Genomic DNA, 14,319 nt, shown 5'->3' on the forward strand with positions numbered 1-14,319 from the left:
GCTTCAGCCGTCTTCCCGTGGTTCCAGCCGGGGGCTTCAGCCCCCGGGTTTTCGGATGCCGGGCCTCCCTGTTCCCGGTTCGTGACGGGACGGTGACCCTCCGAATCTCCTTCCGATGTGAAGCACGGCTATCGTCACGATACGCCGAGGCCGGCGCGCGCGCCGGCCCTTCTTCAACGGAGTACGTGACGAATGCCGAGCCGATCCCTGAGGACCGCACTCGCAGTGTTTCTTTTGGCCCTCCTCCCCAGCGCAGCCGCCGCGCAGGCGGGGCGAATCGGGGGGCGGGTGGTGGATGCAGCCACCGGGCAGCCCGTCGCCGGGGCGCGCGTCGCCGTGATCGTGCAGCCCGTGCGCAGCGCCGTTACAGGCGTGGATGGGACGTTCGTGATCCGCGGTTTGCCGAGCGGTACGTACAGCGTCGCCGCGTCACACATCGGCCACGCGACCAAGACGGTGACGGGGGTGCAGGTGGGTGCCAGCGGCGCCGTGACGCTCGACATCTCGCTGACGGCGCAGGCGGTGTCGCTCGGCGGGATTACGGTAACGGCGGCGCGCGAGCGGGGGAGCGTCGCGCGGGCGCTGGACGATCAGCGCACGGCGGTCGGCGTGGTCAACAGCGTAACCTCGGAGCAGATCGCCAGGAGCCCGGACTCGGATGCCGCGCAGGCGGTGCAGCGGGTGAGCGGGGTGACGGTGCAGGACGGCAAGTACGTCTTCGTGCGCGGGCTGGGCGAGCGCTATACGACCACTTCGCTGAACGGCGCCCGCATTCCCAGCCCGGAGCCGGAGCGAAAGGTGGTGCCGCTCGACCTCTTCCCGGCGGGGCTCCTCCAGTCCATCACCACTTCCAAGACCTTCACGCCGGACCAGCCGGGCGACTTCAGCGGCGCGCAGGTGAACATCCGCACTCGCGAGTTCCCGGCGCGCTCGACGTTCACCTTTTCCTTTGCCTCCGCCTACAACACGGTGGGCACGGCGCGCACCCTGCCCTTCGCGCCGAGCGCGGGGAACGAGTGGCTGGCCTTCGGCGGGCGCTCGCGCGAGGTGCCGTTCATGGTGCGCGGCGCCGGCAGCTTCGCCAACCTCACCCGCGACGACATGACGCGGATCGCCGGCTCGTTCCGCAACACGTGGAGCGCGCGACCGGCCAGCGAGCTCCCCAACCTCTCCAGCGGCTTCTCGCTGGGCGGCACGCGGGGGATTTTCGGGCGCGACGTGGGCTACCTGGCGTCCGGCACCTACACGCGCGCCACGGAGGCATCGCAGGAGCAGATCCGCGCCACCGTGATCGCGGGGCAGGATGCGCGTCCGCAGATCGAGTCGCAGTTCGCGGGGACTACGGGGCGCACCAGCGTGCTGTGGGGCGGCCTCTTAAACCTGAGCACGAAGCTGGGGACGGCGGGGCGCGTGTCGCTCAACAACTCGTACAACCGCGGCGCGGACAACGAGGCGCGGCGCGAGAGCGGGTTCACCGAGCGCATCAACGCCAACCTGCCGCTGGACATCGAGCGCCTCCGCTACGTGGAGCGCAGCGTGCGCAGCAACCAGCTCTCGGGCGAGTACCTGATCGCCGGGCGCAACCGCGTGGACTGGTCGTTCACCTCGAGCGGCGTGGAGCGGGTGGAGCCGGACCGGTCGGAGATCGTGTACGCCCGCGAGCGCGACCCGGCCACGGGCGTGGAGCTGGCTCCGGCCTGGTTCGGCGGGAGCAACGAGGGGGCGGTGCGCACCTTCAGCGACCTGCGCGAGACGAGCCTCGAGGGCGGAGCCAACTTCCAGCGCGAGATCGGCCGCCATCGCATCAAGGTCGGCGGGCTCTACCGCGCCACGGACCGCGAGGCGGACAACCACGCGTACAGCATCTCCGCGCTCGGCACGCTCACGCGCGAGCAGCGGCAGGCGCGGCCGGAGGAAATCTTCGACGGGCGCTACACGGCGCCGGGGAGCCGCATCTTCAACGTGACGCCGCTGGGCGCGGGCGGCTCGTACGACGCCGAGGACCGGCTGGCGAGCGGGTTCGGGATGGTGGAGCTGGCGCTGATGGAGAACGTGCGCTTCATCGGCGGCGCGCGGTTGGAGAGGTCCGAAGTGGTGCTGAACGCGGCGCCCACCAGCGGCGCGGCGGTGACTTCGCGCCCCAGCTACACGGACGTCCTGCCGAGCGCGGCGGTGAACGTGTCGCTCACGGACGTGCAGAACCTGCGCTTCTCCCTCACGCGCACCCTGAGCCGCCCCGAGTACCGCGAGCTGGCGCCGGTGCTGTACCGCGAGGTGCTGGGTGGCGAGAGCGTACGTGGCAACCCGGATCTGCGCCGCGCCCTCATCGACAACGCCGACGCGCGCTGGGAGTGGTACCCGGGGAGCGGGCAGCTGCTGAGCTTCGGCCTCTTCGCCAAGCGCTTCCACGACCCCATCGAGCGCGTCTATCTCGCCACCTCCGGCACGCCGGTCGTGACCTTCGTGAACGCGCGCCAGGCCACCAACTACGGCCTGGAGACGGAGATGCGCACCGACCTCGGCATGCTCTCCGAGACGCTGGAGCCGCTGACGGTGTTCGCAAACGCGACGCTGATGCGCAGCCGCATCGAGATCGGCGACTCGCTGAGCAGCAAGACGAGCGACCTGCGCCCGATGGTGGGGCAGTCGCCCTACGTGCTGAACACCGGCGTGACGTACGCGGACGGCGGCACCAGCGCCACCCTCCTCTTCAACGTGGCGGGCCGGCGCATCGTGAGCGCGGCCGAGGCTCCGCTCCCGGACGTGTACGAGCTGCCGCGCCACGTGCTCGATCTCTCGCTCCGCTTCCCGGTCGCCGGCGGCGTGGAAGCCAAGGTGGACGCGCGCAACCTGCTGGACGAGCCGTACGAGGTGCGCCAGGGCGACCTGGTGCGCGAGTACCACCGCTTCGGACGCACGCTAAGCGTGGGGGCGACGCTGAAGCGATGACCCCGTGACGCGATCGCGACAGGGCATGCGCGGGGCGGATACGTCGCCCCGCTAGGATTCCGGCGGCGCTGCGAAGGCGCCGCCGGATCTTCTTAAACCCGAGCAGAAAAGCGCAATGATCGCAGCATCCCGCAGGTGGTTGGCCGCCCTGGCGCTCGTCGCCGCGTGCGACGGCAGCCCCACGAACGAGGAGCTCTTCGCCCCCACCGGGCTCGTGGCCACGCCCACCGGCCCGTCGTCGGTGCGCGTGAGCTTCAACGCGGTGCCGGACGCGACCGGCTACGACGTGGAGCGTGCGACCGGCACCTCCACCGAGTGGACCAGGGTCGCGACCGTGCAGACCGTGACGTACGACGACACGGGGCTCCTTCCCGAGACCAGCTACCGCTACCGGGTGGCGGCGCTCAACGGGAGCGAGCGCAGCGACTTCGGCCCCGAGACGACGGTTGCGACCAGCAACCGTCCCGAGGTGACGCTCTCGTCCGACATCACCAGCAACCGCCGGCTCCACGCGGACTCGCTGTACATCCTCAACAACTGGGTGCACGTGGCCAACGGCGCCACGCTGACCATCGATGCCGGCACGCGCATCGAGGGGAACGCCAACTCGGCGCTCTTCGTGCTGCGCGGCGCCAGGATCCAGGCGGTGGGCACCGAGGCGCGGCCGATCGTCTTCACCTCGCGCCGCGCGGCGGGGCAGCGCCAGCCGGGCGACTGGGGCGGGCTGATCCTGGTGGGGAACGGCGTCATCAACCGCGGCGATCCGGTGATCCTGGAGGGCTCCAACACCGGCGGCAGCAACGTGGCGGTCACCTACGCCGGCGGCACCAGCAACGCCGACGACAGCGGCGAGCTGCGCTACGTGCGCATCGAGTTCGCGGGCTTCGGCCCCGTGCCGGACGCGGAGCTGAACTCGCTCACCCTCGCCGCGGTCGGCAGCGGGACGCGCATCAACTACGTGCAGACGATGGCGGGGCTCGACGACTCGTTCGAGTGGTTCGGCGGCGCGGTGGACGCCAAGTACCTCGTCTCCTACGAATCGGGCGACGACCACTTCGACGCCTCGGAAGGGTTCGTGGGGCGCAACCAGTTCCTGATCGCGCTGCAGAGCACAATTCTGACGCCGCGCGCCGGATCGGGGAACAGCTCCACCGACCCGCAGGGGTTCGAGGTGGACGGGTGCAGCGGGGCCAACTGCATCGCGGGCCAGAGCTCGCAGCCGCACACCATCCCGGTCTTCGCCAACTTCACCATGATCGGCACGGGTCCGGGCGTGGTGCCGGCGGCGGGCGGGTTCGGCGCGGTGCTGCGGCGAGGCGCGGGCGGCTTCTACGTGAACGGGATCATCGCGCGCTGGCCGGGCGCCGCCCTCGCCATCCGCGACGCGGCCACCAACGACCGCATCACCGCGGGCGACCTGGCGATCCGCAACGTCCTGGCGGCGGAGAACGGCACCCTGTTCGAGTCCGGCAGCGGCCGCTTCGCCCTCGACTCGGCGGCGAACGCGATCACGACCTCTACGTCCGCCACCGCCTCACTCTTCGGCACGTTCGACGTGTCGCTCGGCACCGCCGGCCTCGATTGGCAGCCCTCCACCGCCTCGCCGGCGCGCACGGGCGGCCTCGCCACCTTCGCCGGCACGCTCGCCACGAAGGCGGGCACCGCCGTGACCGGCACATCCTACCGCGGCGCCGCCGACCCGACCGGCGCTAGGTGGTGGGCGAACTGGACGACCTACTCTCGCAACTGAGCCACCACGGCAGTCGGCGCTACGCCGCGCCGGCTGCCCTTTTTACCGACACGATGAGATCCACCATCCTGCTGACCGCCATCCTCGCTCTCGCCGCCTGCGCCCCCGACGCACCCGCGGCACCGCCCGCCGCTCAATCATCGGCACCAGCCGTCGTCGACAGCATCTTCCCGCCCGAGGAGGCGATGCGCCGCTTCCGCGCCGGTCTGCCGGAGGTGGACTCCCTCACCAGCGGCGCATCTTCCCGCGACGAACTGGTGCGCCGCTTCGTTCGCGCGGTGGAAAAGCAGGACACGGCGGAGCTCCGCACGCTGCTCCTGAACCGTGCGGAGTTCGCCTACCTGTACTTCCCGACGAGCCGCTTCGCCCGCCCGCCGCTCCGCACCGATCCCGCGCTGCTCTGGTTCCAGATGCGGATGAACAGCGAAAAAGGCATCGTGCGCCTCCTCCGCCGTCGCGGCGGCGCGGATGCGGGCTTCCGCGGCCACGCCTGTGAGGATCAACCTGTCGTGGAGGGCGAGAACCGGCTGTGGGAGCGGTGCACGGTGCGCTTGGCGGACGGCGGGGAGGACCGGTGGTTCGGGACGGTGATCGAGCGCGGGGGGCGGTACAAGATGGTGGGGTACGCGAACGGGTTGTGAAGGGGCGGAACACCGCATTGCGCGCAAGTGCCAGGTAGGGGCGCGATTTATCGCGCCCACCCTCCGTCCCGCCTCGACCTCTGCGCCTTCGCGCGAATCCGGTACGCGCAGACCTGCGTGTCTGCCCGCCCTCGCCCCCACCTCGACGCTCGCTCTACTCAAATCCCCACTCCGCGCGATCGCCGTCTGGAGGTGCGGGTTCAGCCGTCGTTCAGGTTTACCGGCTTTCCCCGTTTCGAGAATTTCAGGTTCAGAACCTCCACGAAGACAGAGAATCCCATCGCGAAGTAGATGCTCCCCTTCGATACGTGCATCTCCAACGCTTCAGCGATCAGCGTGAAGCCGATCAGGAGCAGGAACGAGAGTGCGAGCATCTGGATGGTGGGGTGTGCCTCCACGAACCGCCCGAGGGGCTCCGCGAAGGCGAGCATCACGCCCATCGCGATCACAACCGCGATGATCATCACGCGGATGTCGTCCGCCATTCCCACGGCCGTGATCACGCTGTCCAGCGAGAAGATGAGGTCCATGATCACGATCTGGGCGATCACCGCACCAAAGGTGGCACGCGCGCCGGCGGACTTTCCCGCCGACTCGCCTTCCAGCTTGTGGTGGATCTCGGTGGTGCTCTTTGCGAGCAGGAACAGTCCGCCGATCAGCAGGATGAGATCGCGGCCCGAGATCTCCTGGCCGAGTACGGTGAAGAGAGGCCGGGTGAGCCCGATGATCCAAGTGATGACGAGGAGAAGCGCCACCCGCATTCCGAGCGCGAGCCCGAGCCCGATCTTCCGTGCCCGCGGCTGCTGCTCCGGGGGCAGCTTGCCCGAGAGGATCGTCAGGAAGACGAGATTGTCGATCCCGAGAACGATCTCGAGGAGTGACAGCGTGGCGAGTGCAATCAGTGCTTCGCCCGAGAACAGCCATTCCATAGTACGGAGCGGGACAGGAGGTTACAGGCCGGAGCGGTGTACTCTGGCCGGGTGATGTCCCACAGTATACCTCAGCCTCCAGTTTTCGCGAGTAGCCCGGCGGAACAGCGCCGGACGCTGAAACAACAGAGAAAAGCATCACACAGAGGCCACAGAAGGAACTGAAAGCCACGGAGAAAACCTTTTGCGGTTCTCTCGGTGGCTCTGTGTCTCTGTGTGAGCCATGCAGTTGCAGTTCTGGTTACGTGCCGCGCGGCGGACGGCTGGGGAGGGCGCGCACGGCCGGCACCAGCGTACGCACCGGATCGGTGACGGGCAGCGGCGAGAACGGCTCGGAGATGAAGATCTGCGTCAGGTGGCGCCAGCGGGCGAGGGCGCCGAGCGGCTGCAGCTCGCCGTCGGGGCGGCCGGTGGCGAGGGTGACGTGGGGGACGCGCGGGATCAGCCGCAGGACGGCGAGCTCCAAGCCCGCCGCGGCGTCGGTGTCGGGGAGGTAGACGTGGCCGGGGTCGTTGGAGTCTGCGCCGTAGCTCTCCAGGCCCATCTCGGCGGCGGCGCGGTGGAAGGCGGGCATCTGCGAGGGCGCGACATCGTAGTCGGCGGCGCGGGCGGCGGCGCGGCCCAGCCGGTCCACGCGGCAGTGCCATGAGGTGAGGGTGCTGGTGGCGAAGAAGCCGGGCCGGCTGCGCCCCTGCTGAAAGAGCCACGCCTGCCGCTGCGGCGCCCTCCACGTCTCGCGGCGGCGGATGCGCACGCCGCGCGCGGCCAGCGCCTGCTCCATCCGCCGCAGCTTCGACGCGAAGATAGGGTCCAGCAGCTCCATCTCCCGGTACGTGCGGCGCACCTCGCCGCCGAAGACGGTGCGCAGGATCCGCCACTCCCAGTGCTCGTAGCTCTCGCCCGGGTCGGGGTGCGGCATCCCGGGGACGCCCACGACGTGCGTGCCTGGGAGCGGGGTGGCGGGCTGGTAGACGGGCACGTCCAGGTACGACAGCAACCCGAAGCGCCCCGGCCCGCGCGCGTTGTAGCGGCAGCGAAGCTCGGAAGGCGTCGGGTTGCGGCCCAGGCGCTCGATAGGGCGCACGCTGCACGGGTTCACCAGCGGCGGCCGGGCGGGTGCCGCGAGCGGGGGAGCGGGTGACGGCGCTGGCGCCGCGGGCCGGGTGCTGTCCGCGGGTGGAACGGTCTGCGCCGCGAGCGGGGCCGCGGCCAGCGCGCAGGCGATCAGGGCAGGGAAGTGCTTCGACATCGTGTGCGAAAGAGGACGGCCGGCGCGCGGAGCTTGCCCCGTGCGTACCCCCGTCCGCCTGAATGGTTGTGTGGCCGGGCGCCAAGCTAACACGCCCCCGCCGCCCCGGCGAGGCGCCTCATTCGTTGCGTCCCGCGGCGGCGCGGCCTATGCTTTCCAACTGACCCTTACCCGTGGAGCAGTGGATGGCGAAGGCAAAGGTGAAGTTCGAGGAGACGCCCAATCCCAACGCGGGCAAGTTCACGGTGGGCCGCACCCTGGTGGAGGGGCGCAGCGGCCTCACCTTCGATACGGCCGGGGAGGCAAAGGACAACGCGATCGCGGCGCGGCTGATGGCGGAACCAGGGGTGGCCTCCATCTTCATCGTGGCCGACTTCGTCACCGTCACCAAGGACGACGAGGCGACGTGGGCGAATCTGGCGCCGCGGGTGCAGGCCGCGTTGCGCGAGACGCTGTGACGGCCGGTTTCGACGCGGAGACGTACCGCCGCCGGAGGGAGCGCTTCCTGGAGGGGATCGGCGGCGGGGTGGCGATCCTGGTGGCGCTCCCGGAGCTGGTGAAGTCGCGCGACACCTCCGTCCGCTACCGGCCGGACAGCGACCTCTTCTACCTCACGGGCTTCGCGGAGCCGGGCGCCGTCGCCGTGCTGACGCCGCACGACGCCGAGCACCGGCTGACGCTCTTCGTGCGCGAGCGCAATCCCGAGCGCGAGGCGTGGGATGGCCCCCGCGCCGGTCCCGAGGGCGCACGCGAGCACTTCGCCGCCACCGCCGCGTACCCGATGAAAGAGCTGGACGAGCGGCTCAAGGCGCTGGTGGAGCCCGCGGACGGCATCGTCTACGCGCTCGGCTCGGACGCGGAGATGGACGGACGCGTGACGGGCCTGCTCCGCGGCTTCCGGCGCACCCGCCCGCGCACCGGCAAGGGCCCCGCCGAGGTGCGCGACCCCGCCGTCGTGCTGGACCGGATGCGGATGATCAAGGAGCCCGCCGAGCTGGAGCGGATTCGTGCCGCGGCCGAGATCGCGGCGCGCGCGCACGCCACAGCCATGCGCGGCGCCCGTCCGGGGATCGGCGAATGGGAGCTGGAGGCGATCGTCGAGTCCACGTTTCGCGCGGCCGGGCCGACGGCCGAAACCGCCTTCCCCAGCATCGTGGGGAGCGGGACCAACGCCACCGTCCTGCACTACCACGACAACTCCCGCCGCACCGAGGACGGCGACCTGGTGCTGATCGACGCGGGGGCCGCGCTGGGGCTCTACTGCTCGGACATCACGCGCACCTTCCCCGTCAACGGCCGCTTCACGCCCGCGCAGCGCGAGGTGTACGAAATCGTGCTGGCGGCGGAGGAGGCGGCCATCGCGGCGATCCGGCCCGGCGCGCCGTTCTCCGCCATCCACCAGGCGGCGCTCGGGGTGCTGGTGCAGGGGATGATCGATCTGGGGCTGATGACGGGCACGGCGGAGGAGGTGATCGAGGCCAAGGGGCACCAGCGCTTCTTCATGCACCAGACCTCGCACTTCCTGGGGCTGGACGTGCACGACGTGGGCGCCTACGCCAAACCGGACGGCTCGCCCGTCGCTCTGGAGCCGGGGATGGTGCTCACCGTGGAGCCCGGCCTCTACATCCCCGCCGCCGACGACGTGCCGGAGCGGCTGCGCGGGGTCGGCGTGCGCATCGAGGACGACGTGATCGTCACGGACGAGGGCCACGAGGTCATCACCCGCGGCGTCCCCGTGTATCCGAATCAGATCGAGGCGCTGGTCGGGCAGGCCATAGCGCCTCCCGACCCGTCGGAGGGATCCCCATGAACCCGACCTCATCGTTCGATCCCGCCGCGAGCGCGACCGTTCGCCGGTGGGGAACCATCCTCATTGCTCTCGGTGGCGCGGGCGTCGTCGGAGCGCTTTGGATGGTCTTCTTCTATGCTCCCACCGAGCGTGAGATGGGGGTCATTCAGCGGATCTACTACATCCACATTCCCACCGCGTGGCTGGGCGAGTTCGGATACGGTCTGCTCGCTCTCTGCTCGCTGGGCTATCTGCTGCTTCGCGACGAGCGGCTGGACGCGATGGCGGTGGCCGCGGCGGAGACGGGATTCCTCTTCCTGACGGCGACACTCGTGGCCGGCCCGCTCTGGGCGAAGATCGCGTGGGGCGCATGGTGGGTGTGGGACGCGCGCCTGTCTTTCACCCTGATCCTCTGGCTGCTCTGGATCGGGTACTTCATGCTGCGCGACGCCACCGCGAATCCCGACACCGGGAAGCGGCTCGCCGCCATCACGGCGCTGATCGGCGCGGTCGATCTTCCGCTGATCCACATGAGCGTCTACTGGTTCCGGACGCAGCATCCCAAGCCGGTGATGATGAACCCGGAAGGCCCCACCGCCGATCCGGAGATCACCCGCACGATCCTGGCGTGCGTGCTGGCCTTCACCCTCTTCTACTTCGGGCTGTTGCTCTACCGCTACGAGTACGAGCGGCTGAAGCGGCACATCGAGCTCCTCGAGCACCCCCGTCGTGCCGGAGAGCGGCATCGCTCCTCTCCCGCGGGAGGCGGCCGATGATGCGGCACGCGATCGCATCCGTCGCTCTCGTCCTCACCCTCCTCGTGCCGGTGGACGCTCGCGGCCTGGCGACTCCGGACGCAGCGTCAGCCCGCACGAACGAAGCGCGGGCTGAGCGTCAACCCGCGGTGCCATACGCCCGGCAGGGATCCGGCCTCCCGCAGCAGGCGCCCCCGCCGCGAACCCTGAGGGAGTTCTGGCCCGTTTTCGCCCTGATCGTCCTGGTCTGGATCGGGATCGTCGGCTATCTGCTCAGATCGGGTGCGGCGCTGGGGAGAGTCGCCCGCGGCATCCGGCGGCTCGATCAGGACATCTGACCATCCCACCGCGACGCCCATGATCCGCAACCTGGTGATTGCCCGCGAGCCCGGCGACAACTCAGGATGACAGAATGTGGGGTGACCGCACGCCCGGCCGCGCACGAGACCGCTTCAGCGGTCTTCCCGTAGTTCCAGCCGGGGGATTCATCCCCCGGTGTCCGCGGGATTCATCCCCCGGTGTCCGCGGGATTCATGCGCGCCAACGCCTTGCGCTCACGACAGATCGGTGTAGATTGCGCGTTGCACGCCAACTGCGTGCGGTGGATGAATTTGCCGCGACCGCTTGCGACCACCTAAAAAAACGCTAAAGAGTCGGGATCTCCGGTAGCCCGTTCTGGTATGCCGTGCCCCGCACTCCAAGAGAGCCGCGGGGCCTTTGTTTCTCTGGAAATCACGCATGCAGCAGCTTCGCCCGCCATATCTCGCAGCACTCGACCAGCGCGTCCTCGTCTTCGACGGGGCGATGGGGACCTCGGTCCAGCGCTACAACCTGACCCCGGAGGACTTCGGCGGCGAGAGGCTGGAGGGGTGCAACGACTACCTCGTCATCTCCAAGCCGAACGTCATCGAGGAGATCCACGCCTCGTTCATGGAAGCGGGCGCGGACGTGCTGGAGACGGACACCTTTCGCTCCAACCGCATCACGCTGCGCGAGTACGGCCTGCAGGAGCGCGTGCGCGAAATCAACGTCGCCGCCGCCTCGCTCGCCCGGCGCGTGGCGGACCGCTTCTCCACGCCGGAGAAGCCGCGCTTCGTGGCCGGCTCCATCGGCCCCAGCGGCTTCCTGCCGTCGGCGAGCGACCCCACGCTGGGGAACATCACCTTCGACGAGCTCGCGCCCGTCTTCCAGGAGCAGGCCGCGGCGCTGATCGAGGGCGGGGTGGACGTGCTGCTGGTGGAGACCTCGCAGGACATCCTGGAGGTGAAGGCCGCCATCTTCGGGTGCCGCGCCGCCATCCGCGAGGCGAGCCGGCCCGTCGCGCTGCAGGTGCAGGTGACGCTGGACACCAGCGGCCGGATGCTGCTGGGCACCGACATCGGCGCGGCCATGGTGACGCTGGAGTCGCTGCGGGTGGACGTGGTGGGGCTCAACTGCTCCACCGGCCCCGAGCACATGCGCCAGCCGATCCGCTTCCTGGGCGAGAACGCGCGCCTCCCCGTCTCGTGCATCCCCAACGCCGGGATCCCGCACAACGACGGCGGCGTGGCCGTGTACCCGCTGGAGCCCGTCCCCTTCGCCGAGCAGCTCGCCGAGTTCGTGAACGAGCACGGCGTGCGCGTCGTGGGCGGGTGCTGCGGCACGACGCCCGAGCACATCCGCGAGCTGGTGGCGCGCGTGGGCGGCGCGAAGCCGCGGGTGAGCGAGGCCGCGTTCGTGCCGCGCCTCTCCTCCGGCATCCGCGCGACGGACCTGATCCAGGAGCCGGCGCCGACGATGATCGGCGAGCGGGTCAACTCGCAGGGGAGCCGCAAGGTCAAGCGCCTCCTGCTGGGCGACGACTACGACGGCATCCTGGACGTGGCCCGCGACCAGACGGAGAGCGGCGCGCACGTGCTGGACGTGTGCGTGGCGCTGACGGAGCGCGCCGACGAGGACGACCAGATGCGCACCGTCGTCAAGCTCCTCTCGCAGGGCGTGGACGCGCCGCTGTGCATCGACTCCACGGAGGCGCCGGTGATCGAGGCGGCGCTGAAGCAGTCGCCGGGGCGCGCCATCGTCAACTCCATCAACCTGGAGAACGGGCGCGAGCGGTGCGACGCGGTGCTGCCGTCGGTGGCGGCGCACGGGGCGGCGGTGATCGCGCTGACCATCGACCGCGACCTGGGCGGGATGTGCAAGACGCGCGAGACGAAGCTGGAGGCCGCGCGCAAGATCCACGCGATCGCCGTGGGCGAGTACGGGCTGCACCCCAGCGACCTGATCTTCGACGCGCTGACCTTTACCCTCGCCACCGGCGACGAGGAGTTCCGCAAATCGGCGGCGGAGACCATCGAGGGGATCAGGGCGATCAAGGAGGCGCTCCCGGGCGTGCTGACCACGCTGGGCGTGTCGAACGTGTCGTTCGGGCTGTCGCCGGCGGCGCGCGGGGTGCTCAACTCCGTCTTCCTGCACCACTGCGTGCAGGCGGGGCTGGATACGGCCATCATCAACCCCGCGCACGTCAAGCCGTACTTCGAGATCCCGGACGCGGAGCGCAGGCTGGCCGACGACCTGATCTTCGACCGGCGCACCGCGGAGCACGACCCGCTGGCGGCGTTCATCGCCTTCTACGAGAACAGCACGGTCGAGCAGGAGTCCAGCGTCGATCCCACGGCGGGGATGGAGCCGGAGGAGGCGCTGCACTGGAAGATCCTGCACCGCAAAAAGGAAGGGATCGAGGAGTGGATCGACCGTGCGGTGGAGAAGTTCGGCGCGGTGCCGGTGCTCAACGACGTCCTGCTTCCCGCGATGAAGGAGGTGGGCGACAAGTTCGGCGCGGGCGAGCTGATCCTTCCCTTCGTGCTGCAGAGCGCGGAGGCGATGAAGCGCGCCGTGGCGCGGCTGGAGAACTACCTGGAGAAGGCGGAGGGGCAGACGAAGGGAAAGGTGGTGCTTGCAACCGTGTACGGCGACGTGCACGACATCGGCAAGAGCCTGGTGAACACCATCCTGACCAACAACGGCTACACCGTGTACGACCTCGGCAAGCAGGTACCGGTCAACACCATCATCGAGAAGGCGCAGGAGGTGGGCGCGGACGCCATCGGCCTTTCCGCGCTCCTGGTGAGCACATCGAAGCAGATGCCGCTGTGCGCGCAGGAGCTGCACAAGCGCGGCCTTCGCTATCCGCTGCTGGTGGGCGGCGCGGCGATCAACCCGTCGTTCGTGCGCGGCGCGGCGCTGGTGGAGGATGGCAAGCCCTTCCCGGCCGGGATGTTCTACTGCAAGGACGCCTTCGAGGGGCTGTCGACGATGGACAGCCTGATGGCCGAGAACGGCGAGCAGTTCATCGTCGAGCACAACGAGGAGATGCTGCGCCGCTCCGCCGCCTACAACGCGGCGAAGGAGGCGGCGAAGGGGAAGCGTCCCGCATCGCGCGAGAACCCCGCCGTGGGCGCGGCCGACGTTCCCACGCCGCCGTTCTGGGGGTGGAAGGTGCTGCAGAACCTGCCCGTGGACGACGTGGTGGAGTGCATCGACCGCAACACGCTGTACCGGATGCAGTGGGGCGCCCGCAACCTCAAGGGCGATGAGTGGGAGCGCCTGGTGCGCGAGGACTTCGAGCCGCGCCTCGTGCGCTACGCGCTGGAGGCGCGCACGCAGGGGTGGCTCCGCCCGCGCGCCATCTACGGCTACTTCCCCGCCGGCCGCGACGGCGACGCGGTGGTCGTGTTCGACCCCAAGGACCGGACGCGCGAGGTGGGCCGCTTCGGCTTTCCGCGCCAGGAGGACCGCGAGGAGCTGTGCCTTGCGGACTACTTCCGCCCCCTGAACGGCGAAGGCCCACAGGACGTCCTCCCGCTCCAGGTAGTTACGAGCGGCGACCGCGCGGCGGACTTCATCGAGCGCAAGACGAAAGGTGGGGACTACAGCGAGGGCTACTACCTGCACGGCTTCAGCGTGCAGACCGCCGAGGGCGCGGCCGAGCTCGTGAACCGCCGCATCCGCCAGGAGCTGGGGATCGGCGAGCCGCGGGGCCTGCGCTACTCGTGGGGCTACCCGGCCTGCCCCGACGTGGAGCAGCACGAGCTCCTCTTCAAGCTCCTGCCGGTCAAGGAGTCGATCGGCGTCGGCCTCACCGCCGGCTTCCAGCTCGACCCGGAGCAGTCGACGGCGGCGCTGGTCGTGCACCATCCGGCGGCGAAGTACTTCTCAACGGGATGACGGGATGGGGGATGGGGGATGAGGGACACCGGGTGCAGTTCATCCCTTCAT

The 14,319-nt window shown here is 69.9% G+C and carries 10 protein-coding genes; 8 read left to right on the forward strand and 2 right to left on the reverse strand.

Annotated features, from left to right (window positions below):
• Positions 1-192 precede the first annotated feature (192 nt).
• From VF584_25485 to VF584_25495, 3 genes are all read left to right on the forward strand, one after another.
• A complete protein-coding gene (locus tag VF584_25485) occupies positions 193-2,949 on the forward strand; it encodes a TonB-dependent receptor (protein ID HEX8213548.1) in 2,757 nt (918 codons plus the stop codon).
• A 115-nt stretch (positions 2,950-3,064) separates the two neighbouring features.
• Positions 3,065-4,699 (forward strand): fibronectin type III domain-containing protein, encoded by a 1,635-nt coding sequence (locus VF584_25490; GenBank protein ID HEX8213549.1) that lies wholly within the window; start codon positions 3,065-3,067, stop codon positions 4,697-4,699.
• Positions 4,700-4,752: 53 nt separating this feature from the next.
• Positions 4,753-5,340 carry a hypothetical protein gene (locus tag VF584_25495; protein ID HEX8213550.1) on the forward strand — a complete coding sequence of 196 codons (588 nt, stop codon included), beginning with the start codon at positions 4,753-4,755 and terminating at the stop codon, positions 5,338-5,340.
• 200 nt (positions 5,341-5,540) lie between these two features.
• On the opposite strand, the gene VF584_25500 is transcribed toward VF584_25495, so the two are convergent.
• Both VF584_25500 and VF584_25505 read right to left on the reverse strand, forming a co-directional pair.
• The gene (locus tag VF584_25500) at positions 5,541-6,269 is read right to left on the reverse strand and encodes a TerC family protein (GenBank protein ID HEX8213551.1); all 729 of its coding nucleotides are present in this window, start codon (positions 6,267-6,269) and stop codon (positions 5,541-5,543) included.
• Positions 6,270-6,510: 241 nt separating this feature from the next.
• Positions 6,511-7,518: a hypothetical protein gene (locus tag VF584_25505; GenBank protein HEX8213552.1), complete on the reverse strand. Its 1,008-nt coding sequence runs from the start codon at positions 7,516-7,518 to the stop codon at positions 6,511-6,513.
• 185 nt (positions 7,519-7,703) lie between these two features.
• On the opposite strand from VF584_25505, the gene VF584_25510 reads away from it, so the two are divergent.
• From VF584_25510 to metH, 5 genes are all read left to right on the forward strand, one after another.
• Positions 7,704-7,976 (forward strand): NifU N-terminal domain-containing protein, encoded by a 273-nt coding sequence (locus VF584_25510; GenBank protein HEX8213553.1) that lies wholly within the window; start codon positions 7,704-7,706, stop codon positions 7,974-7,976.
• Positions 7,973-9,328, forward strand: coding sequence for an aminopeptidase P N-terminal domain-containing protein (locus tag VF584_25515; GenBank protein ID HEX8213554.1), 1,356 nt, complete (start codon positions 7,973-7,975; stop codon positions 9,326-9,328). The genes VF584_25510 and VF584_25515 overlap by 4 nt, the downstream gene beginning before the upstream one ends.
• Positions 9,325-10,083 carry a cytochrome c biogenesis protein CcsA gene (gene ccsA, locus VF584_25520; protein HEX8213555.1) on the forward strand — a complete coding sequence of 253 codons (759 nt, stop codon included), beginning with the start codon at positions 9,325-9,327 and terminating at the stop codon, positions 10,081-10,083. The genes VF584_25515 and ccsA overlap by 4 nt, the downstream gene beginning before the upstream one ends.
• Positions 10,080-10,400, forward strand: coding sequence for a hypothetical protein (locus VF584_25525; protein HEX8213556.1), 321 nt, complete (start codon positions 10,080-10,082; stop codon positions 10,398-10,400). Before ccsA ends, VF584_25525 begins: the two co-directional genes overlap by 4 nt.
• A gap of 400 nt (positions 10,401-10,800) precedes the next feature.
• Positions 10,801-14,268, forward strand: a complete 3,468-nt coding sequence (gene metH, locus VF584_25530) for a methionine synthase (GenBank protein HEX8213557.1) — start codon at positions 10,801-10,803, stop codon at positions 14,266-14,268.
• The last annotated feature ends 51 nt before the right edge of the window (positions 14,269-14,319 follow it).

The sequence above is a fragment of the Longimicrobium sp. genome (assembly GCA_036389135.1).
Classification (GTDB): Bacteria; Gemmatimonadota; Gemmatimonadetes; order Longimicrobiales; family Longimicrobiaceae; genus Longimicrobium.

What these genes read in the sequence shown, in the direction of transcription:
- VF584_25485 (HEX8213548.1), top strand. Translation starts at nt 193, where the DNA reads ATGCCGAGCCGATCCCTGAGGACCGCACTCGCAGTGTTTCTTTTGGCC.
- VF584_25490 (HEX8213549.1), top strand. Translation starts at nt 3,065, where the DNA reads ATGATCGCAGCATCCCGCAGGTGGTTGGCCGCCCTGGCGCTCGTCGCC.
- VF584_25495 (HEX8213550.1), top strand. Translation starts at nt 4,753, where the DNA reads ATGAGATCCACCATCCTGCTGACCGCCATCCTCGCTCTCGCCGCCTGC.
- VF584_25500 (HEX8213551.1), bottom strand. Translation starts at nt 6,269, where the DNA reads ATGGAATGGCTGTTCTCGGGCGAAGCACTGATTGCACTCGCCACGCTG.
- VF584_25505 (HEX8213552.1), bottom strand. Translation starts at nt 7,518, where the DNA reads ATGTCGAAGCACTTCCCTGCCCTGATCGCCTGCGCGCTGGCCGCGGCC.
- VF584_25510 (HEX8213553.1), top strand. Translation starts at nt 7,704, where the DNA reads ATGGCGAAGGCAAAGGTGAAGTTCGAGGAGACGCCCAATCCCAACGCG.
- ccsA (HEX8213555.1), top strand. Translation starts at nt 9,325, where the DNA reads ATGAACCCGACCTCATCGTTCGATCCCGCCGCGAGCGCGACCGTTCGC.
- VF584_25525 (HEX8213556.1), top strand. Translation starts at nt 10,080, where the DNA reads ATGATGCGGCACGCGATCGCATCCGTCGCTCTCGTCCTCACCCTCCTC.
- metH (HEX8213557.1), top strand. Translation starts at nt 10,801, where the DNA reads ATGCAGCAGCTTCGCCCGCCATATCTCGCAGCACTCGACCAGCGCGTC.